Source organism: Streptomyces sp. LS-MS-L19, from assembly GCF_058382285.1.
In genome coordinates this window covers 885,752-906,091 of sequence record NZ_JBYCLL010000001.1, presented here as the reverse complement: position 1 = coordinate 906,091, position 20,340 = coordinate 885,752, and the positions used below count along the sequence as shown (strand labels likewise).

Below are 20,340 nucleotides of genomic sequence, written 5' to 3'. Positions count from 1 at the left end.
GTCAGCTCGGGGCCGGCTCCTCGGCCAGCGGGTGGGCGGTCGCCAGGCCCGCCAGGAGTCCCGCGCCCACCGACACCATCGTGAAGCTGAGCGCGTTGCCGACCGCGGCGATCGCCGCCAGCGCCGTCAGGGCCGCTCCCGCGGTCAGGACGACCGGGGTCGGGCGCGGCGAGCGCCACAGCGCGTACAGCAGCCAGCAGAACGCAGCAGCCAGCAGGACCACGCCGGTCACCCCCTGCTCGGCGGCCATCTGGAGCGGCGCCGAATGCGGTTTCCCGTCCGGCAGCAGCGACTGGCCCGCCGTCGCGCTGAGCTCCCCGAAGCGTCCCGGTCCCACGCCGAGGGCGGTGTCCTCGCGGGCCAGGCGCAGGGCGTCGTGCCACAGATCGATCCGGTGCGGGGTGAGCTGGCCGCGCAGCGACTCGGCGAGGCCGCCCGGCACCGCGTTTCCGGCAACCGCCCAGGTCAGACCGGACACCGCGGTCGCGGCCAGGGCGAGACCGAGGATGCCGGGACCGCGGTGGCGCATGCGGCCCGCCGCGAGCGAGCACAGCAGGACGGCCAGGCAGGTGACCAAGCCGGAGGCCGAGCCCAGGGCGGCCGAGGTCACCGCGATGCCCACGGCCAGCAGCCGGAGGAAGAGCCTCAGGACGAGCGATCCGGTGGTCCACGCGGCACAGCACGCGGCGCCGGCCGCCAGGGTCAGCAGGGCGGCCGTGGCGCCCGCGTGACCGAGCGGTGCGACGATCTCGGGGCCCTGGGCGAGACGGGGGAGACCCACCGCGAGGCCCAGCGCGGTCAGCGCGGCAGCACAGGGCGCGGCGACCGGCAGCAGTGCCCCCGAGATCCGGCCCGCGGCATAGCCGGCGGCGACGGCCAGCAGGGCGAGCAGAACACCCTCCGGACGGCCGTCGTGCACGGCCGCGGTGATCAGTGACCAGGCGGCACAGGCCCCGAGGACCAGCACGCCCACCACGTCGGAAACGTTTCGTCTGTCGCCGTCCCGCGCAGCACCGGCCACAGACGTCATCCCCGTGGAACCCACCCCGCCCCCCGAACCCCGGTCCCCCGACCTGTGGCCCCGCCGCCCGGACACCACCGGCCCGTACGACAAGGACTCGGGCACACCGTAACGGCTGATGGTCGATTTGTGGACGAGTTGCGCGGGGTTGCCCGGCAGCGGCACGGTTCGAGCGGTCCGCCGCGCACCACGGTCAGCGGGCGGTCAGCGCACCGGGCGGGTGCTGCTGGTGGCGAGGAAGCCGGTGCAGGTGCCCAGTCGGACCGCGCTGTCGAGGCCGAGGTCAACCGCCGTACACTCCCGGAGTGACCGTCACCGCAACTTCCGTGGACGAGTCGGACCAGCTGGAACCGCAGTCCGCGCCCGCCTCCCGCTGGGCCGCCCGGCTCCGCCGTCTCGTCCCGGCCGCCGCCGCTGCGCTCTCCGGAGTGCTGCTGTACGTCAGTTTCCCGCCCCGCACCCTGTGGTGGCTGGCCCTGCCCGCCTTCGCCGTCTTCGGCTGGGTGCTGCGCGGCCGTGGCTGGAAGGCGGCCCTCGGTCTCGGTTACCTCTTCGGCCTGGGCTTCCTGCTGCCGCTGCTGGTGTGGACCGGCGTCGAGGTCGGTCCCGGGCCCTGGCTCGCGCTGGTCGCGATCGAGGCGATCTTCATCGCCCTGGTCGGTGTCGGCATCGCGGCGGTCTCGAAGCTGCCCGGCGCACCGGTGTGGGCGGCCGCGGTGTGGATCGCCGGTGAGGCGGCACGCGCGCGTGCGCCGTTCCACGGCTTCCCCTGGGGCAAGATCGCGTTCGGACAGGCCGACGGCGTGTTCCTGCCGCTCGCCGCGGTGGGCGGCACGCCCGTGCTGGGCTTCGCCGTCGTGCTGTGCGGCTTCGGCCTGTACGACGTCGTGCGGCTGGTCGTGGAGCGGCGGGGGACCGGTGCCGTACGGCGTCCCGCCGCGGCCGTGGCCCTGCTGAGCGTGGTCGTGCCGGTGGTCGGGGCGCTCGCCGCCCGGGGCCTGGTGAGCGACAAGGCCGAGGACGGCACCGTGACCGTCGCGGCCATCCAGGGCAACGTCCCGCGCGCGGGGCTGGAGTTCAACGCCCAGCGCAGGGCCGTGCTCGACTACCACGCACGCGAGACCGAGCGGCTGGCGGCCGAGGTGAAGGCCGGCAAGGTCGCGAAGCCCGACATCGTGCTGTGGCCGGAGAACTCCTCCGACGTCGACCCCTTCACCGACGCGGAGGCGGCGGCGGTCATCGAGCGGGCGGCCCGGGCCATCGACGCCCCCATCTCCGTCGGCGGAGTCGTCGAGCGGGGCGGCAAGCTCTACAACGAGCAGATCCTCTGGGACCCGGTCAAGGGTCCCACCGACACCTACGACAAGCGACAGATCCAGCCGTTCGGCGAGTACCTCCCGCTGCGGGGGCTCGTCGGCGCGATCAACAAGAACTGGACCTCCATGGTCCGCCAGGACTTCAGCCGGGGCACCGAGCCGGGCGTCTTCCAGATGGCCAACGCCAAGGTCGGCCTGGTCACCTGCTACGAGGCCGCCTTCGACTGGGCCGTGCGCTCCGAGGTGACCGACGGCGCCCAGCTGATCTCCGTGCCGAGCAACAACGCGACCTTCGACCGCAGCGAGATGACCTACCAGCAGCTCGCCATGTCCCGGGTCCGCGCGGTGGAGCACAGCCGCACCGTCACCGTGCCGGTGACCAGCGGGGTCAGCGCGATCATCATGCCGGACGGGAAGATCACCCAGAGGACCGGCATGTTCGTCCCCGCCTCGCTGGTGCAGAAGGTGCCCCTGAGGTCGTCGGAGACCCCGGCCACCCTGATGGGCACCCTGCCCGAGCTGGTCCTGGTGCTGCTCGCCGCGGGCGGTCTCGGCTGGGCGATCAGCACAGGGCTGCGGGGGCGTCGCACCGGGGATGCGTGAGCCGTACGACCGCCCGGCGTGAGCCTGCGTCCGTCCAGTGTCGTCCGGAAGATCACTTGCGGGTCATCGGCGGCGGTTAGGGTCGGCGTATGGCTACCCCTGACTTCATCCGCACCCTCCGGAAGTCCATCGGTCACGACCTGCTCTGGCTCCCCGGCGTCAGCGCCATCGTCTTCGACGACGCCGGCAGAGTGCTGCTCAACCGGCGCTCCGACACCGGCAAGTGGTCGATGCTCGGCGGTATACCGGAGCCGGGGGAGCAGCCCGCGGATTGTGCCGTGCGGGAGGTCGAGGAGGAGACGGGGGTGATCTGCGTCGTCGAGCGGGTCGTCGTGGTCCAGGCCCTCAAGCCCGTCACCTACGTCAACGGCGACATCTGCCAGTACATGGACATCTCGTTCCGCTGCCGGGCCGTCGGTGGTGAGGCGCGGGTGAACGACGACGAGTCGCTCGAAGTGGGGTGGTTCGCCCTGGACGCCCTGCCGGAGCTGAACGAGTTCGGCATGCAGCGGATCAAGCAGGCGTCGATGGACGCACCCACATGGTTCGAAACCACGAGTTCCGCGTGAAGTATGGGGTGTGACCATATGTGGCGAGGGCGGGACGCTGCCTAGGGTCGGAGCATGACCGCTAGCAGTGCCCTCCCGGGTCCCCACACCTCCACGCTCGACCTCGGCGGCCGTACCGCCCTCGTCACCGGCGCCGCCGGCGGCATCGGCCGCGCCTGCGCGCTGCGGCTCGCGGCCGCCGGGGCCAAGGTGAGAGCGGTCGACCGGGACGCGACGGGTCTGGAGACGCTCTCCGAGCAGGCCGCGGGACTGGCCGGGACGGTCGAACCGCATGTCCTCGACCTCACCGACCTGGACGCCGCCGAGCACGCGGCCGCGGGCACCGACGTCCTCGTCAACAACGCCGGCATCCAACTGGTGCGCCCCATCGAGGAGTTCCCGCCCGAGGTGTTCCACACGGTCCTCACCGTGATGCTGGAGGCCCCGTTCCGCCTGATCCGCGGCGCCCTGCCGCACATGTACGGGCAGGGGTGGGGGCGGATCGTCAACGTGTCCTCGGTCCACGGACTGCGTGCCTCGGCCTACAAAGCCGCCTATGTGGCCGCCAAACACGGCCTGGAGGGACTCTCCAAGACGGCCGCGCTCGAAGGCGCCCCCCACGGAGTGACCTCGAACTGTGTGAACCCCGCCTATGTGCGCACCCCACTGGTCGAGCGGCAGATCGCCGACCAGGCCCGGGCGCACGGCATCCCCGAGGAGCGCGTGGTGTCCGAGGTACTGCTCCAGGACAGCGCGCTCAAGCGGCTCATCGAACCGGAGGAGGTCGCCGAGGCCGTGGCGTACCTGTGCGGCCCGCAGGCGTCCGTCGTCACGGGCACCTCGCTCGTCCTCGACGGCGGCTGGACCGCGCACTGACCGGTGGGAAAGGGGTGGACCTCCGAGTGCCGCGGAACCGGTCGGTCGTCCGGTCGCTCACCCGGTCCGGAGTTTTCCACAGGCCTGACGGGGTGACCGTGCGATGAGCAATCCTGTGGGCATGTCCAGCGATCACACGCAGTCCGCCGAGCGTTCCGTCGGCAGTGCCGAGGCACCCTTCCTCGCCCTGCTCGCCAGGGGCGCGTCCGCCGACGCCTACGAGCAGCCGGTGCTGCTCGCCCGCGCCGAGGGCAGGCCCGCCGAGCGGATCACCGCGCTCGAGGAGGCCAAGGCGCTCGCCCTGCGCGTACGTGACGAGCTGGAGGGCCGGCGTCGGCGCGAGGCCGAGCTGTCCGCCCTGTTCGAGACCGCCCATGACCTGGCCGGGCTCAGGGACCTGGACGCGGTGCTGCGGGCCATCGTGCAGCGCGCGAGGTCCCTGCTCGGCACGGACGTGGCGTACCTGAGCCTGCACGACCCGGCCCGGGGCGACACCTACATGCGGGTCACGGAGGGCTCGGTCGCCGCCCGCTTCCAGCAGCTGCGGCTCGGGATGGGCGAGGGGCTCGGGGGACTGGTCGCCCAGACGGCCCGCCCCTATGTCACCGACGACTACTTCAAGGACGACCGCTTCCAGCACACCCTCACCATCGACTCCGGCGTCCGGGACGAGGGCCTGGTCGCCATCCTCGGCGTGCCGCTGACGCTGGGGCACCACGTCATCGGGGTGCTGTTCGCGGCGGACCGGCGGGCCCGGGTCTTCGAGCGGGAGCAGATCGCGCTCCTCGGCTCGTTCGCCGCCCTCGCCGCGGCCGCCATCGACACCGCGAACCTCCTCACGGAGACCCGCTCGGCCCTGACCGAACTGGAGCGGGCCAACGAGATCATCCGGGACCGCAGCGGGGTCATCGAGCGCGCCTCCGACGTCCACGACCGGCTCGCCGAACTGGTGCTGCGCGGTGGCGGGGTGCACGACGTGGCGGCGGCCGTCTCCGAGATCCTCGACGGCACGGTCGAGTTCACCGAGATCGCACCCGCCGAGGCCCTGGAGACCTCCCGGGCCGAGGGCCACGCCGTACGGCACGAGGACGACTGGATCGCCGCCGTCGCCGCGGGCGGCGAACTCCTGGGCGCGCTCGTGCTGCGCGGCCACCCCGGACTCGACCCCGTCGACCAGCGCACGCTGGAGCGCGCCGCGATGGTCACCTCCCTGCTGCTGCTCGCCAGACGCTCCGCTTCGGAGGCCGAACAGCGGGTGCGCGGTGAGCTGCTGGACGACCTGCTCGACGCCCGTGACCGTGACCCGCGCCTGTTGCGGGAGCGGGCCGCCCGGCTGGAGGCCGACCTCGACGCCACCCACGTCGTGCTGGCGGCGCGGCTCGACGGCCCCGCGGCCGACGCCGACCAGGAGGCGGCCGCCCGCAGACGCCTGTGGTCCGCGGCCTCCCACCTCGCCGCGACCCGGCACGGCCTGGCCGCCGCCCGTGACGGCGGCACCGTCCTGCTGCTGCCCCTGGCGGCCGGGGACACCGCCACCGAACTGGCCCGCCGCACCGCCGGACACCTCGGCACCGCCGTCCATGAGGCGGTCACCGTCGGTGCCTCCGCCCCGGTGCGCGACCTCGCCGTCCACCCGGACGCCGTGGCCACCGCCTATGAGGAGGGCCGGCGCTGCCTCGACGCGCTGCGGCTCCTGGGTCGTTCCGGAGACGGGGCAGCCGCCGAGGACTTCGGATTCCTGGGGCTGCTCCTGGCCGGCGACCGGGACATCGCGGGCTTCGTCGACCGGACCATCGGTCGGGTCGTGGCCTACGACGACCGGCGGGGCACCGACCTCCTGCGCACCCTGGACGCCTACTTCGCCTGCGGGATGAGCCCGGCCCGCACCAAGGACGAACTGCACGTCCACGTCAACACCGTCGCCCAGCGCCTGGAGCGCGTGGGCCGGCTGCTCGGCGAGGACTGGCAGAGCCCCGCCCGCGCCCTGGAGATCCAACTCGCCCTACGGCTGCACCGGTTGTCGGCGTCGACACGGCGCTGACCCCCGTACGCGCGGGCGTACGGGGGCCGGTTCGACGGGCGCAGGGCTGCGGGAGGGGCTCAGACGGTGGGCCCAGGCGGTGGGCCCAGACGAGGGCTCAGGCGGTTCGGGCGTCCGCGGACGGGGACTTGACCGCGGACTCCGGCTCGGCGGCCGGGTCGGCGGCCGATTCGGCGGCCGGGGCACCGACCGGTTCGACCTCGGCCAGGTCCCGGAGGCGGGTCTCCTTGGCGACGCCGACGGCGACGACCGTGAGGACGGCCGCGGCGATGACGTAGAGGGCGATCGGGGTGGAGGTGCCGTAGTCGGACAGGAGCGCGGTGGCGATGAGCGGGGCGGGGGCGCCGGCCGCGACGGAGGCGAACTGCGCGCCGATGGAGGCACCGGAGTACCGCATGCGGGTCGCGAACATCTCGGAGAAGAAGGCGGCCTGGGGCGCGTACATGGCTCCGTGCAGGACGAGTCCGACGGTCACCGCGAGGATCAGGTTGCCGAAGCCGCCGGTGTCGATGAGCGCGAAGAACGGGAACATCCAGGCACCGACGCCGACCGCGCCGAGCAGGTACACCGGGCGGCGGCCGATGCGGTCGGACAGGGCGCCCCAGGCGGGGATCACCGCGAAATGCACGGCCGAGGCGATCAGCACCGAGTTGAGGGCGGTCTGCTTGGAGACACCTGCCGAAGTGGTGGCGTAGACGAGGATGAACGCGGTGATGACGTAGTAGCTGATGTTCTCCGCCATGCGTGCGCCCATTGCCACCAGCACATCGCGCCAGTGGTGCCGCAGCACGGAGACGACCGGCAGCTTCTCGGCCGCACCGTCCCGCGCCGCCTTGCGGGCCTCCGCCTGCGCCAACGCCTCCTTGAACACGGGTGATTCGTCGACGGAGAGCCGGATCCACAGCCCGACGATCACCAGGACACCGGACAGCAGGAAGGGGATCCGCCAGCCCCAGCTGCCGAACGCGGCATCCGACAGGATCGCGGTCAGCAACGACAGCACACCGGTCGCGAGGAGCTGCCCGGCGGGTGCCCCGGTCTGCGGCCAGGAGGCCCAGAAACCGCGCCTGCGCGCGTCGCCGTGCTCGGACACCAGCAGGACGGCCCCGCCCCACTCGCCGCCGAGCGCGAAGCCCTGCACGAGGCGGAGCAAGGTCAGCAGCACGGGAGCGGCGGTGCCGACCGTCGCGTGCGTGGGCAGCAGGCCGATCGCGAAGGTCGCCCCGCCCATCAGCAGCAGGCTCAGCACCAGCAGTTTCTTGCGGCCCAGCCGGTCGCCGTAGTGCCCGAACACCAGGGCGCCGAGCGGGCGGGCGGCGAATCCGACGGCGTACGTCAGGAAGGAGAGCAGGGTGCCCACGAGCGGGTCGGAGTCCGGGAAGAACAGCTTGTTGAAGACCAGGGCGGCCGCGGAGCCGTAGAGGAAGAAGTCGTACCACTCGATGGTGGTGCCGATGAGGCTGGCGGCGACGATGCGCTTCAGGTTGTTCGGCGTCGGGGGAGCGGATGCTGCGGAGGCCATGTGCGCCACTTCCTCGTGTGCGATGGGGACGGGTACGTGTTCGCACACGGTAGGAACGCCCAGGTCAAGGGCACATGTGGCGGGACAACATAGTTCTGCTTGTCGAAGTGAGTGGGACCACCATGGGGGCGTCGCCAGAGGTTCTTACGAGAGCCCCCTATCGAGCTCGGGAGCGCACAGTCCGAGTTGCGCTGTTCGGGAAGGGGTGTGAGTAGGGGAGCTGACTCCCATGCTGGCTTGGTGCTGACTACGTTGCGTGAAATCTGGCATGCGCTAGATCGGGCGCGAATTGGCGGGGGCACGCCCGCTATTGGTGGAGCCGGATGATGCCCTGCGGCCTCCGGTCCGGCCACGTTGGCACTCGGTCAGCCCCGGGACGGGCGGGGCTGCCTTCCGGCACCTGGGTAAACGTGCGCGCCTCGCACGACTGCCCCGCCACCCGTGCCAGCATTGTCCGCATCGCGACAGTTTCGCCCGTACGGCGATCCTCTAGTCAAGTGGCGGTTCGCATGATCGATCTGTACACGATCGGCTCCCAGCACCCAGGTACCGATCCCACCTGGACCACCATCGACATCCAGGGCACGGTGAAGGGCCAGCCCATCACCCCGGCGCGGAAGTTGGCGGGGCTGACGTACAAACCGGCGACGCGGCTCTACTACACCGTGGCGCCGACCAATCCCGAGGGCCCGCTCCTGTGCAGCATCAGCACAGCCGGAGCACTAGAGATCCTGGGCCCGACAGGCCAGAACTTGACGGGCGGGATCGCCTACCACGGCGCGGACGACTGCTTCTACGCGCTCTCGAACGAGTTCGACGGATCCGTCAAGCTTTACCGCATCACCATGAGCGGCGAGGCCAGCGAACTGTTCACGGTCGCCCTCGGTGTGGCAGTCGGCCTGACCTATGTGCAGGCCACTGACACCTTCTACGCGCTGATCACACAGGACAACTTCACCTGGTTCTACTCCATCAAGAAGAGCAGCACTGTGACCAAGCTCTTCGGTGCCGGGTTGCGCGTGTTCGGCGGGCTGTGCCACTCGCCGTCGGAGAACCTCTTCTACTTCGTGGCGAACGAGGAGGACGGCTTCTCCTACCTTTGGACGCTCGCGCTCAGCGGCAGTGTCGTGAAGCGGATGGGGCTCGGGTACCACTTCGACCACGCCGGCATCAGCGTGTCCCCGTGGTTCGGCGGGTCCATGAACATCAAGAGCGTGCTCGAAGGAGAGCGCTTCGTCAGCGGCGAGACCACCTCGCTCGACGCGAACATCCTCAGCGCGACCGGGCCGTCCTGGAACAGCGACGGCATCGCCTGGCAGTCGAGCATTGACGGCGCGCTCGGCACGGGCTCGCCGACCGTCACGCTGTCGTCCGGTACACATGTGATCACCGCCTCGAAGGAGCGTCTCAAGCAGAGCGTCACCGTACGTGTGTTCGCTGACCTGGGGGCGTTGTACCAGGCGGCACCCTCGCCTGCGGAGATCGGTCGGGTCCTCCGAGACTTCACGTTTCAGTGGGTGGACGGAACCTCCGGCAACCCGGCCGACCAGTGGGCCACGTATCCCGGGTTTCCCTTCGACCAGACCTCCCCGAATCCGTCGCGCACCGCCGTCATCGCCAAGCTCGACGTCCTACGCCACCAGCGGTTCTCGCAGCCGCTGCCCTACGGGACGGCCGCGACCGCCTACGAGCAGGTGCGGCTGAACACGCACACCATCCGGGTCTCGCTGGACACCGCGCTCAACATGGCGGGCGGCGGAGTGATCAACCTCAACCGCACGTTCACCACGTGGTGGAACAACCCGGCAACGCCTACTGTGGCCGCCCCGTACGTCCACTCGCTGTACCTGTTCAACCACGAGAGCCGACACAACGAGCCGGGTGACCCCGGCCATACGTCGTGCACCGCGTGGACCGGCGCGTCCGGCGTCGACAACGGCATGGACGCGAAGTTCGAACCCGGTAGCGGGTACGCTCGCGCGACGCTCTACGTCATGTGGGTCTACAAGTACGCGCGTTACGACCCCCCGGCGATCCGCGTCGAGGCGAAGAACATCGCGTCGCAGTTCAAGAACCGCTTCTGTGTGCATCCCACGAGTTCGAACCCCCTCGTCCAGGCGCTGCTGACCGAGCTGTGGAACGCGTGAGTCGTGCCGCACGTGTGAGCGCTCCTGGCTTGACGTCGTGCGCGGCCTTGCAGGGTTCACGGTCCTTTCCTGCGGCTGGCCGGTGGTCCTGGGCCGGGCCGGGCCGATTTTGGAGTCCGCGGGGGCAGGTGGTCTTCGAGCGGAGGTGCCCGCGGCGGACTCGTGCGGACCCCGCTTCGGGGACGTGGCCGGGGCACCGGCCAGGGCCGCTCGGAGGTCCGCCGGATCGAGGCCGCCGCCGTGTCAGCCTCTTCTTCCCCGGAGCCCGCCAGGCCTCCAGATCAAGCACCGCCGCACCGACCGCGAACTGGCAAGACGGCCTGCGCCGTCACCCCAGCCTGACCGCTGAGCAGGCCAGCACGGCCCAGCGCGCCCAACTCGTACGCCACCACTGGAAGCCCTGCACCATGTCCACGACACCACCCTCGCCGAGGACTCCTTCCAGAAGCGGATGGGCAACGCGCCCCGCGTGATGGCCACCTGGCGTGACCTCGCCATCGCAGTCCCGCGCCCGTCCGGAGCAAGGGACATCGCGGCCGGCCTTCGCCACAACACCCGCGACCTCCGCCGCTCCCTCGCACTCCTCGACGTCAGATCACGAACCAGACGTACAGGTCGGTGACGGCCTGATGGACGAGGGGCTGGTCAACCAGGCCGATCCGCTTGCCCGCCATGCTCCATGCCTGAAACGGTGGGGAGGCGATCAACCCGAGGACCCGGCCGGAGAAGCTCCAGGCCGGATAGACGGCGACATCGGTACGGAACGTCAGCTGCCCAGCCCGGGCACCGGTCTTGCACGCCCACTGATGGGGCACTCCCACACCCCCACTGCCGCTCAGGCCCAGCGACGACGAACACGGCGTGCAACGCTGCGGTAGCCATAGTCCAATCGGGGCTCAGGTCGGCGCACGCCGTTAGGGTTACCGTGATCGTCACGACGATCACAATCCTGTGCGACGAGTTCGCGCCGTGTGCCCAGCCGTTGTCAGGGGAACTTACACACTGAGTACGGTCATCCGTATCACCTTCCAGGCACTCCTGGGGGTTAGGCCTTCAGCGCGTAGTGGTGGGGAAGCCGATCGGGCTGGAGGCCTTCTCCTGTTCTCTCGCCCAATTTCCCACCCCGGCGATGCCGTTGGTCATAACCATCTGTACTCGTGCATCGGTCGGCGCACGGCCGCACAAGGGGGAGCATGGCCAATATGGTGGGGGACGACGACTGAACCTGCTCGCGCGCCCTCCTAGCAGTACTTCGGGGGACCGCTGGCCCGGTGTCGGACCTGGCGCGAACCCAGTGGTGAGGATGATGTTGACGGCGTCGCCCTCGCCGCCTGCATGGTTGTCGAGTTGCCGTCATTTCGCCTGTCAGGGGCGCGTCACCGCAGAGTCCTGCGATTCGCAGACGCAGCCGGGAGGGTGCACGCCGACGAAGATCCCAAATGGCTGGATCTTTTCACCGGAGCACCCTGGCTCACGCCCTGCGCGTACCTAATGACGACGGAGTACCGCGAGGATCAATCCAGCGCCTACGACAACCCGAGTTCAAGCGGCTCAGTAATTGCCCCTTCACGTAATCCGGTGTTGATTCAACTACCCTGCGGGAGTCGGGAGGTTACGGCGCCCCGACTAGCACGGTCCGGCGTCTCGTGCCCATACTTGAACGAGGGCTTGAGCTGACTACTCGTAAGGGCTGGGCCTCCGTCCCCCTGGGGAGAAGGCGCCGCAAGAGGGGACTCGCCTTCCCGCATGAGCGGTAGTCGCCAGCAAATGCCATGACTGGCGCCAGCACGCGCGCATTCAGTCGAGGAGGCTGCGACATGACAGACCGCATCTTGTATTACAGCGCCTCCACGGCGCGTGGATGCATCGGTTCCATAGACGCAAACAACGTCACCAAAGACCTCACTGTGATACCCGCGGGGAGTTTCGCGAGCGACTGGACGCAAATCACCGCACTCAGCGGTAATCGCATCCTCTTCTACGGCGCCTCCGCCGGGCGTGGAGTCGTCTGCTCCATCGATCAAAGCAACGCCATCGGTGACGTTACGGTCTACCCTGCGGGGAGTTTCGCCAGCGACTGGACGCAGATCACCGCACTCAGCGGTAATCGCATCCTCTTCTACAGTGCCACTACCGGGCGTGGAGTCGTCTGCTCCATCGATCAAAACAACGTGCTCAACCAGGTCACGGTCTACCCTGCGGGGAGATTCGCGAAGGACTGGACGCAGATCACCGCCCTCAGCGGCGAACGCATCCTCTTCTACAGCGCTTCCACCGGGCGCGGATCTGTCTGTTCCATCACAGCCAATAACGTGATCGCGGAAGTCACGGCCGTCCCCGCGGGTGGTTTCGCGAAGGGCTGGACGCAAGTCGTCGCGCTTAGCGGTGACCGCATCATGTACTATAAAGCCTCCGATGGAAGCGGCGCCATCGGCACCGTCACACCACAGAACACGTTCGCATATCCGCGCGTCATTCCGGCCGGTGGCTTCGCGACGGATTGGACGGAAATCTCGTTCTTGCGTCCGCCAGTAAATCCCTCTTCGCCCTGGGCTATCCTGTTGTGCCAGTTCAAGGATGCCGGTACACCACCTTCACTGCCGCGCACGCGCTTTGAAGCGCTGTTCACCAGCACCGGTTCCAATAAGTACAACATGGTCGATTTCTTCCGGGACATGTCCCATGGAAATCTCGACGTCAGCGCCTCCAGGGTCCTGGGCTGGTACACACTGGCACAAAAGAAGTCCGATTACACGGGTAATGGAGGGAACCTGCAAGGGCGCCGGGACCTCATCAACTGGGGACGTCAAGCCGCGCTCAGCGCGGGCGTGGACCTGGCGCCTTTTGCGGATCGAATCGTGGTGGTCACCCATCCCGCCACGGACCTTTTCGGCGGTGTGGGACTCGGTGCTGTCTCCGGTGACGGCAGGGACGCAAGTGGCGTTGCCGGCGTCTCGGGAATGTCATCGCTGTCCCCCAGCACGATGGGGCAGGAAATGGGCCACGTATACGGTCTTGACCACGGCTTCGGTGGCGGCTACGAGTACGGGGACAGGTGGGACATCATGAGCACCAAGGGGAGTGCTCACGGACGGTGCTACATGGCACCCCACCCGGCCTTCACCGAGCAGGACAGCTCCGGACAAAGGATCTGGAGGATCGGTCCAGGCCTCAATGCCGCCAACATGTGGGGCAGGGGCTGGCTCGAACGCGTCTGGCAGGCAGCCAGCGAGGAGAGCGACACGATCGTCGACCTGCGGCCGCTCCACAGACGTGACCTGGCCGGGCACCTCTGCGCCCGAGTGGGCAAGTACTTCTTCGAGTTCCGTGTCAAAGAGCGCTGGGATGCAGACATTCCCGAGCCCTGTGTGCTGGTCCACGAGTTCTCGAACAACCGGGCATATCTCCTCACGGCAACCAACGGCAACGAGGCTCTGCGGGAAGGCGACGAGTTCCTTCGCAAGGACCCGTGGGATCCGACGGGGTACCGGCTGCAGGTCAGGGTCCTGGACATTGACCCCGTAGGGCAGACAGCCAGGCTCAGTGTGTACCTGCGGAAGTCATCCCCCTTCCCGTTCGATGCCACAACAGATCACTTTGGCGTGGACGACGACAGCGGACTGATCATCATCGGTGGAAAGATCGTGAACGTGCCGTCCAACTCGCCGCTTTACGCAAAGGTCGAAGAGGTCGCACAACAGCTCCAGCAGGCCGGAATCACCTTCAACGGCCAGGACCATGACCTGCTTCACCGAGGCAGCGTGCGCGCCATGTCCTCCTTGGTAGATCTGCTGTCCCGGATGGAAGCGCCGCGCGAGCCTCACGATGTGCCAGAGTCCGCGCAGATTCCACAATCCTTGGCCCGAGCCGCCACGCCGGTCATGGAAACGCCGCGCGAGCCAGACAATGCGCCAGAATCCGCGCAGATTCCACCGGCCCTGGCCCAAGCCGGAGCGCCGGGCAAGGGATGATGCGGCTGCACGACGTGCGCCATTCCTAAGCGGTCTGTCAAGACTCTCGCGCCTTGACAGACCGCTTAGGAATCAGTGAGGTCTTTCAGCCTTGCCGCTCCAAGGTGAGGACGGCAGCGGCGATTGACGTCATTCGATTCGGACTGCACCGGGACTCGCGGAAGATGCGCCAGGACTTCAGTCGGGCCACTCCGCGCTCGACCTGCCCGTGCCGCTGATAGTGCGTGGTTGACGGTCTGTTGGGTGGGTGTGAGGTCTCTGCCCGGCGGGCGTCTGAGTGCTGTCGTCACCCACGGACCGGCTCCCATGTAGGCCCGATCGGCGAGGACCGGGATGCCCTGGCGTTCACAGATCCGGATGATCTGGTGGGCGCGAGCAGTGAGATCGTGTGCGCGGCCCGGGCAGCGCCGGCGAGATCCACAGCAGCCGCCCAGCCGGGTCGGTCACCACCTGCACGTTCACCCCGTGTCGGCGGTGCCCCGGGGAGAAGTCGGCCCGGCTGCCGCCCACCCGGTCGCATTCGACGAGGGTGCCGTCGAGCAGAACGTAGTCCGGCTCCGCCTCGCGCAGAGCGCGCAGCAAGGCGGGCGCTCGGTGGGCGAGCAGGTCGACGACGGCTGTCGTAGAGGCGTGGTCGGTGCCGACAGCGATGCCGAAGCCAGCAGCGAGTTGGGCGAGGGTGTCGTGTCAGCGCAGGTACGCCAGGCCGACCAGTGCACGCTGGTGCGGTGGGAGCTTGCAGCGGCGGTCACCCTCGCGGGTGACGATGAGCATGGGGTCACCCGGGTGGCCAGGGCTGCCCGTCTTGGCGCTGGCTCCCCTGCTTCATTTCGGACCCTTTGTTGGTACGTCCTGACATACCTGTTGACATGCCTGTAGAAGCGGCCCCATAGTCTCTCCAACTAGAGCGCGCTACTAAAGCGCTCCAGTCGCTCATCAGACGGTCCACACCTACGGCCGCCACAGCAGAACGAGCCGCCAACGGCACAGACGCACCATTCACCCGCCGCGTCTCCGCATGGCACACATCAGCCGCCGGACGCGGTTCCACCCACCGCGGACTCCGCCCCATCAAGCACAGCGAGGTGCAGGGACATGCACAGAAACCACCGAGCCGCCCTTCTCACCGCCACCGTCCTCGCCGGGACCCTGCTCGCCACCGGCTGCTCCAGCAGCTCGGGCGGGAAGAAGTCCGAGGAAGGGAGCGCCGACGCCTCGGCGGGCAAGGCCACCACCCCGCGCATGACCGTGGCCATGATCACCCACGCCTCCCCGGGCGACACCTTCTGGGACCTGATCCGCAAGGGCGCCCAGGCCGCCGCCGCCAAGGACAACATCAAGCTGGTCTACTCGTCCGACCCGAGCGCGGGTGCCCAGGCCAACCTGGTGCAGAACGCCATCGACCAGAAGGTCGACGGCATCGCCCTCACCGCCGCCAAGCCGGACGCCATGAAGGATGTCGTCGCCAAGGCCAAGGCCGCCGGTATCCCGGTCGTCGGCTTCAACTCCGGTGTCAGTGACTGGAAGAGGCTCGGCATGCTCGAGTACTTCGGCCAGGACGAGAACATCGCCGGACAGGCCTTCGGTGAACGCCTCAACCAGCTCGGTGCCAAGCACGCCCTGTGCGTCGTCCAGGAGCAGGGCCAGGTCGCCCTGGAAGCCCGCTGCGCCGGCCTGAAGAAGGGCTTCAGCGGGGACACCGACATCCTCTACGTCAACGGCACCGACATGCCGTCCGTGAAGTCGACGATCACCGCCAAGCTCAGGCAGGACTCCTCCATCGACGAGGTCGTCACCCTCGGAGCCCCCATCGCCCTGACCGCCGTGCAGTCGCTCTCGGACGCGGGCAGCAAGGCGAAGATAGCGACCTTCGACCTGAACAAGGAGCTGGTGAAGGCGGTCCAGGACGGGACCATCCAGTTCGCGGTCGACCAGCAGCCGTACCTCCAGGGCTACCTGGCGGTCGACTCCCTGTGGCTCTACAAGAACAACGGCAACTTCAGCGGCGGCGGCACCGCGCCCGTCCTGACCGGCCCGGCCTTCATCACCAAGGACAACGCGGACGACGTCGCGGAGTTCGCCGCGAAGGGCACCCGGTGATGAGTGTGACCCAGCACGCCGAGCCGGCGGTGACCGCACCGCCGGCCCCCGGCCCACGGGAGACCGACGGCCGGACCGCCCAACGCCCCCTGATTCAGCGGCTGTTGGCCCGCCCCGAGGTCGGGGTGTTCCTCGGCGCCGTCGCCGTCTACGTCTTCTTCCTGGTCGCGGCGCCCCCGGTGCGCGACGGCAGCTCGATGGCCAACGTCCTCTACCAGTCGTCGACCATCGGGATCATGGCCCTGCCGGTCGCCCTGCTGATGATCGGCGGCGAGTTCGACCTTTCGGCCGGCGTCGCGGTCATCACCTCCGCGCTGACCGCGAGCATGTTCGCCTTCCAGCTGTCCGTGAACGTGTGGGCGGGAGTGCTGCTCGCGCTCCTGGTGTCGCTGGCGATCGGATTCCTCAACGGCTGGCTGGTGGTCAGGACCGGTCTGCCGAGCTTCCTGATCACCCTGGGTTCCTTCCTGATCCTCCAGGGTGTGAACCTCGCGGTCACCAAGCTGGTCACCGGCAACGTGGCCACCGACGACATCAGTGACATGGACGGCTTCGGCCAGGCCAAGAAGGTGTTCGCGAACTCCTTCGAAGTGGCCGGGGTCCAGATCAAGATCACGATCGTGTACTGGCTGGTCTTCGCCGCGCTGGCGACCTGGGTGCTGCTACGCACCAGGTACGGCAACTGGATCTTCGCCGTCGGCGGCAACAAGGACTCCGCCCGGGCCGTCGGTGTGCCGGTGACCTTCACGAAGATCTCGCTGTTCATGCTGGTCGGCTTCGGCGCCTGGTTCGTCGGCATGCACAACCTGTTCTCCTTCAACACCGTGCAGTCGGGCGAAGGGGTCGGCCAGGAGCTGATCTACATCTCCGCGGCCGTCATCGGCGGTTGCCTCCTGACCGGTGGCGCGGGCTCGGCGATCGGCCCGGTCTTCGGGGCGTTCATGTTCGGCATGGTCCAGCAGGGCATCGTGTACGCGGGCTGGAACCCGGACTGGTTCAAGGCCTTCCTGGGCGTGATGCTCCTCGGCGCCGTCCTGATCAACCTGTACATCCAGCGCACGGCGACCCGGAGGTGAGTCCCATGACGACCACTCATGAAGACGCCCCTGTCGTCGAGTTGAAGGCGGCGGGCAAGGCCTACGGCAACATCCGTGCCCTGCACGGCGTGAGCCTGTCCGTGCACTCCGGCAAGGTCACGTGCGTGCTGGGTGACAACGGCGCCGGCAAGTCCACCCTGATCAAGATCATCGCGGGGTTGCACCAGCACACCGAGGGCGAGTTCCTCGTCGACAACGCCCCGGTGCGCTTCTCCACCCCGCGCGAGGCGCTGGACAAGGGCATCGCCACCGTCTACCAGGACCTGGCGGTCTGCTCTCTGATGCCGGTGTGGCGCAACTTCTTCCTGGGCTCGGAGATGACCAAGGGCCCCTGGCCCCTGCGCCGCCTGGACATCGAGCGGATGAAGCAGACCGCCGACCAGGAGCTGCGCAACATGGGCATCGTCCTGGACGACCTCGAACAGCCCATCGGCACCCTGTCCGGCGGCCAGCGCCAGTGTGTGGCCATCGCCCGCGCCGTCTACTTCGGCGCCCGCGTCCTGATCCTCGACGAGCCTACGGCCGCCCTGGGCGTCAAGCAGTCCGGTGTGGTGCTGAAGTACATCGCCGCCGCCCGCGACCGCGGACTGGGCGTCATCTTCATCACCCACAACCCGCACCACGCCTACATGGTCGGCGACCACTTCAGCGTCCTGCGCCTGGGCACCATGGAACTCAACGCCTCCCGCGACGAGGTCAGCCTGGACGAACTGACCAACCACATGGCCGGCGGCGCCGAACTCGCCGCTCTCAAGCACGAGTTGTCCCAGGTGGGCGGTGTCGACACCGAAGCCCTCCCGGAAGAGAAAGACCTCAGCGTGGCGGCCAAGGGCGGCAAGGCGGCGTCCTGACGGGCGGCGCGAGCATCGACCGTCCCCCTCTGCCGGTGGGCGTCCACAGTCCGGGACCAGGCTCCTCCGGGGCGGGGCGCCCGGTCCCGGGCCGTGTCGCGAGAGTCCCGCACGGCATCCGCGGCGCCCACCGGCGTCATCCCCGAGCACAAGGAAGGCCCTGACGTGAGCACAGTACGCGTCGGCGTGATCGGCGCAGGCAACATGGGCGCCGATCATGTGAACACCCTGCACCGCCAGGTATCGGGCGCCCACGTCACGATGGTCGCCGACATCGACGTGGAGCGGGCGGCGACCGTCGCCGGCGCTCTCCCCGACGCCCGCGCCACGGGCGACCCGTTCGCCCTGATCGCCGACGCGGAGGTCGATGCCGTCGTCGTCGCCTCGCACGACACGACCCACGCCGATCTGACCATCGCGGCCGTGCGCGCGGGGAAGCCCGTGCTCTGCGAGAAGCCCCTCGCTCCCACGCTGGACGCATGCGTCCGGGTCGTACGTGAGGAGCGGCGGGTCGGCGGGTGGGGGATCTCGCTCGGCTTCATGCGTCGTTTCGACCCCGCGTACCGGGAGCTGAAGGACGCGGTGGCGGCCGGAGTCTGCGGGGCGCCTCTGTTGTTGCGCTGTGTCAGCCGAGGGGTGTCCTCCGCTCCGGGTGCCACCGACGAGCTGAGCATCACCGGCTCGGCCATCCACGAGTTCGACACCGTGCCCTGGCTGCTCGACTCACCGATCACGGAGGTGAGTTGGCATGCGCCCCGCTCCACGGGCGCGGCGACCGGACTGCGGGATCCGCAGCTGATGCTGCTGCGTACCGCCGACGGAGCCCTGACCACCGTCGAGGTGTTCCTGAACGCCGGCTACGGCTACGACATCCGCTGTGAAGTAGCCGGTGAGCGCGGCACGTTGGCGTTGACCACCCCGGCCCGCGTGGTCACCGACACCGCCCGGACCCGGTCGTACGGCTATCCGGCCGACTGGCGGCCCCGGTTCGCCGACGCCTACCGCATCGAACTCCAGGCGTGGACCGACGCGTTGGTCTCGGGGACGCCGTCGCCCCTGGCCACCGCGGAGGACGGTCTGGCGGCGAGCGCGGTGGCCGAGGCCGTCATCACGTCCATGAAGAACGGCGGCCGGACCGTCGCCGTCCACGTTCCGGAGCTCTGAGCATGCCGGCCTTCCCCACTTCCCTGCCCGCGCCACGCACCCCGGACCCGATGGACGCGCCCCCACTGCGCTGGGGCGTCATGGGCACAGGCTGGATCGCCGAACGCTTCGTCGCCTCGGTGCGGCGCCACACCCGACAGCGCTTCACCGCCGTCGCCTCGCGGGACGTCTCCCGCGCCGAGGGGTTCGCGGACCGCCACGGCGTCCCGCGTGCGTACGGCTCCTACGAGGAGCTGGCCGCGTCGGCGGACGTCGACGTCGTGTACGTCGCCACGGAACACACGGCCCACCTCGACTGTGCCCGGATCTCCCTCACGGCGGGGAGGCACACCCTGGTGGAGAAACCGCTGGGGCTCGACGCCGCGCAGGCCGCCGAGATCGCCCGGCTGGCCACGGAGCGCGGCCTTTTCTGCGCGGAGGCGCTGTGGACGTTCTTCCTGCCGAGGTTCGATGTCGTCCGGCAGGTACTCGAGTCGGGCGTCCTCGGTGACGTCCGGACCGTATGGGCCGAGCACGGCGAGCACTTCGCCGCCGGGCATCGCATCCTCCGCGCCGACCTGGCCGGCGGGCCCCTTCTCGACCTGGGCACCTACCCGGTCTCCCTCTCCGTCGCGGTCCTCGGGGAGCCGGTGGAGGTGCAGGCGTCGGCCCAGCCCCATCCCGCGGGCGTCAACGGGCAGATCGCGGCACTGCTCCGCAACCGCGACGGCGCTCAGGGCATCGTGCACACCACGCTCTTCAGCGACACGCCCACCTCGGCTGCGGTCGCCGGGACACAGGCCACCCTGACCCTGCCCGGACCCTTTCCTCAGCCCGGCGAGGTTCTCCTGGCCCCGGCGGGCGGTGGCGCGGCACTGTCGTACACCGAACCGCGGTCCGGGCACGACGCCCTGCACTTCGAGGCGGCGGAGGTGGCCCGGTGCATCGCGGCCGGACGGATCCAGACCCCGCTCAGACCCCTGCCCGACTCCGTGGCCACCTTGCGGGTGATGGACGAGATCCGTCGACTGTGCGGGATTTCCTTCCCCGGCGAAGGCCCGGGGCAGGGGGAAACTCGCCCGCTCACGGCGTGACCGCCCGGCG

13 protein-coding genes and 2 pseudogenes are annotated in these 20,340 nt (G+C 69.2%); 11 read left to right on the top strand and 4 right to left on the bottom strand.

The window, feature by feature from the left end:
• Position 1 precedes the first annotated feature (1 nt).
• A complete protein-coding gene (locus AC2XR2_RS04015) occupies positions 2-1,030 on the bottom strand; it encodes an O-antigen ligase family protein (RefSeq protein WP_491514286.1) in 1,029 nt (342 codons plus the stop codon).
• A gap of 296 nt (positions 1,031-1,326) precedes the next feature.
• Here AC2XR2_RS04015 and lnt point away from each other — a divergent pair, with 296 nt between their 5' ends.
• From lnt to AC2XR2_RS03995, 4 genes are all read left to right on the top strand, one after another.
• Complete coding sequence (gene lnt / locus AC2XR2_RS04010; RefSeq protein WP_381299479.1) at positions 1,327-2,940, top strand: apolipoprotein N-acyltransferase; 1,614 nt, start codon at positions 1,327-1,329, stop codon at positions 2,938-2,940.
• 89 nt (positions 2,941-3,029) lie between these two features.
• Positions 3,030-3,509: an NUDIX hydrolase gene (locus AC2XR2_RS04005; protein WP_381299480.1), complete on the top strand. Its 480-nt coding sequence runs from the start codon at positions 3,030-3,032 to the stop codon at positions 3,507-3,509.
• 54 nt (positions 3,510-3,563) lie between these two features.
• Entirely contained in the window at positions 3,564-4,364 is an 801-nt protein-coding gene (locus tag AC2XR2_RS04000) for a 3-hydroxybutyrate dehydrogenase (RefSeq protein ID WP_491514285.1), read from the top strand.
• Between the two features lie 121 nt (positions 4,365-4,485).
• Positions 4,486-6,405 (top strand): helix-turn-helix domain-containing protein, encoded by a 1,920-nt coding sequence (locus AC2XR2_RS03995; protein WP_491514284.1) that lies wholly within the window; start codon positions 4,486-4,488, stop codon positions 6,403-6,405.
• Positions 6,406-6,502: 97 nt separating this feature from the next.
• Here the strand turns inward: AC2XR2_RS03995 and AC2XR2_RS03990 are convergent, their stop codons facing one another.
• The gene (locus AC2XR2_RS03990) at positions 6,503-7,927 is read right to left on the bottom strand and encodes an MFS transporter (RefSeq protein WP_491514283.1); all 1,425 of its coding nucleotides are present in this window, start codon (positions 7,925-7,927) and stop codon (positions 6,503-6,505) included.
• Positions 7,928-8,436: 509 nt separating this feature from the next.
• Between AC2XR2_RS03990 and AC2XR2_RS03985 the strand changes: the two genes are divergently transcribed.
• Positions 8,437-10,074, top strand: a complete 1,638-nt coding sequence (locus tag AC2XR2_RS03985; protein WP_449348673.1) for a hypothetical protein — start codon at positions 8,437-8,439, stop codon at positions 10,072-10,074.
• A 611-nt stretch (positions 10,075-10,685) separates the two neighbouring features.
• Here the strand turns inward: AC2XR2_RS03985 and AC2XR2_RS03980 are convergent.
• Positions 10,686-10,919, bottom strand: a pseudogene (locus tag AC2XR2_RS03980) (DNA cytosine methyltransferase); the annotation flags it as partial.
• Between the two features lie 972 nt (positions 10,920-11,891).
• On the opposite strand from AC2XR2_RS03980, the gene AC2XR2_RS03975 reads away from it, so the two are divergent.
• Entirely contained in the window at positions 11,892-14,045 is a 2,154-nt protein-coding gene (locus AC2XR2_RS03975; RefSeq protein ID WP_491514282.1) for a hypothetical protein, read from the top strand.
• Positions 14,046-14,130: 85 nt separating this feature from the next.
• On the opposite strand, the pseudogene AC2XR2_RS03970 reads toward AC2XR2_RS03975, so the two are convergent.
• Positions 14,131-14,819, bottom strand: a pseudogene (locus AC2XR2_RS03970) (transposase).
• A gap of 321 nt (positions 14,820-15,140) precedes the next feature.
• On the opposite strand from AC2XR2_RS03970, the gene AC2XR2_RS03965 reads away from it, so the two are divergent.
• The 5 genes from AC2XR2_RS03965 (at position 15,141) to AC2XR2_RS03945 (ending at position 20,330) form a co-directional block, all read left to right on the top strand.
• Positions 15,141-16,145, top strand: coding sequence for a sugar ABC transporter substrate-binding protein (locus AC2XR2_RS03965; protein WP_449348671.1), 1,005 nt, complete (start codon positions 15,141-15,143; stop codon positions 16,143-16,145).
• On the top strand, positions 16,145-17,221 hold the full coding sequence (locus AC2XR2_RS03960; RefSeq protein ID WP_491514281.1) for an ABC transporter permease: 1,077 nt from the start codon (positions 16,145-16,147) through the stop codon (positions 17,219-17,221). The genes AC2XR2_RS03965 and AC2XR2_RS03960 overlap by 1 nt, the downstream gene beginning before the upstream one ends.
• Positions 17,222-17,226: 5 nt before the next feature.
• Positions 17,227-18,093 carry an ATP-binding cassette domain-containing protein gene (locus tag AC2XR2_RS03955; protein WP_491514280.1) on the top strand — a complete coding sequence of 289 codons (867 nt, stop codon included), beginning with the start codon at positions 17,227-17,229 and terminating at the stop codon, positions 18,091-18,093.
• Between the two features lie 165 nt (positions 18,094-18,258).
• Positions 18,259-19,257 carry a Gfo/Idh/MocA family oxidoreductase gene (locus tag AC2XR2_RS03950; protein WP_491514279.1) on the top strand — a complete coding sequence of 333 codons (999 nt, stop codon included), beginning with the start codon at positions 18,259-18,261 and terminating at the stop codon, positions 19,255-19,257.
• 2 nt (positions 19,258-19,259) lie between these two features.
• The gene (locus tag AC2XR2_RS03945) at positions 19,260-20,330 is read left to right on the top strand and encodes a Gfo/Idh/MocA family protein (RefSeq protein ID WP_491514278.1); all 1,071 of its coding nucleotides are present in this window, start codon (positions 19,260-19,262) and stop codon (positions 20,328-20,330) included.
• The last annotated feature ends 10 nt before the right edge of the window (positions 20,331-20,340 follow it).

Excerpts from the sequence above, each read along its gene's own strand:
- AC2XR2_RS04015 (WP_491514286.1), bottom strand. The coding sequence starts at position 1,030 with ATGACGTCTGTGGCCGGTGCTGCGCGGGACGGCGACAGACGAAACGTT.
- AC2XR2_RS04005 (WP_381299480.1), top strand. The coding sequence starts at position 3,030 with ATGGCTACCCCTGACTTCATCCGCACCCTCCGGAAGTCCATCGGTCAC.
- AC2XR2_RS04000 (WP_491514285.1), top strand. The coding sequence starts at position 3,564 with ATGACCGCTAGCAGTGCCCTCCCGGGTCCCCACACCTCCACGCTCGAC.
- AC2XR2_RS03995 (WP_491514284.1), top strand. The coding sequence starts at position 4,486 with ATGTCCAGCGATCACACGCAGTCCGCCGAGCGTTCCGTCGGCAGTGCC.
- AC2XR2_RS03990 (WP_491514283.1), bottom strand. The coding sequence starts at position 7,927 with ATGGCCTCCGCAGCATCCGCTCCCCCGACGCCGAACAACCTGAAGCGC.
- AC2XR2_RS03985 (WP_449348673.1), top strand. The coding sequence starts at position 8,437 with ATGATCGATCTGTACACGATCGGCTCCCAGCACCCAGGTACCGATCCC.
- AC2XR2_RS03975 (WP_491514282.1), top strand. The coding sequence starts at position 11,892 with ATGACAGACCGCATCTTGTATTACAGCGCCTCCACGGCGCGTGGATGC.
- AC2XR2_RS03965 (WP_449348671.1), top strand. The coding sequence starts at position 15,141 with ATGCACAGAAACCACCGAGCCGCCCTTCTCACCGCCACCGTCCTCGCC.
- AC2XR2_RS03960 (WP_491514281.1), top strand. The coding sequence starts at position 16,145 with ATGAGTGTGACCCAGCACGCCGAGCCGGCGGTGACCGCACCGCCGGCC.
- AC2XR2_RS03955 (WP_491514280.1), top strand. The coding sequence starts at position 17,227 with ATGACGACCACTCATGAAGACGCCCCTGTCGTCGAGTTGAAGGCGGCG.
- AC2XR2_RS03945 (WP_491514278.1), top strand. The coding sequence starts at position 19,260 with ATGCCGGCCTTCCCCACTTCCCTGCCCGCGCCACGCACCCCGGACCCG.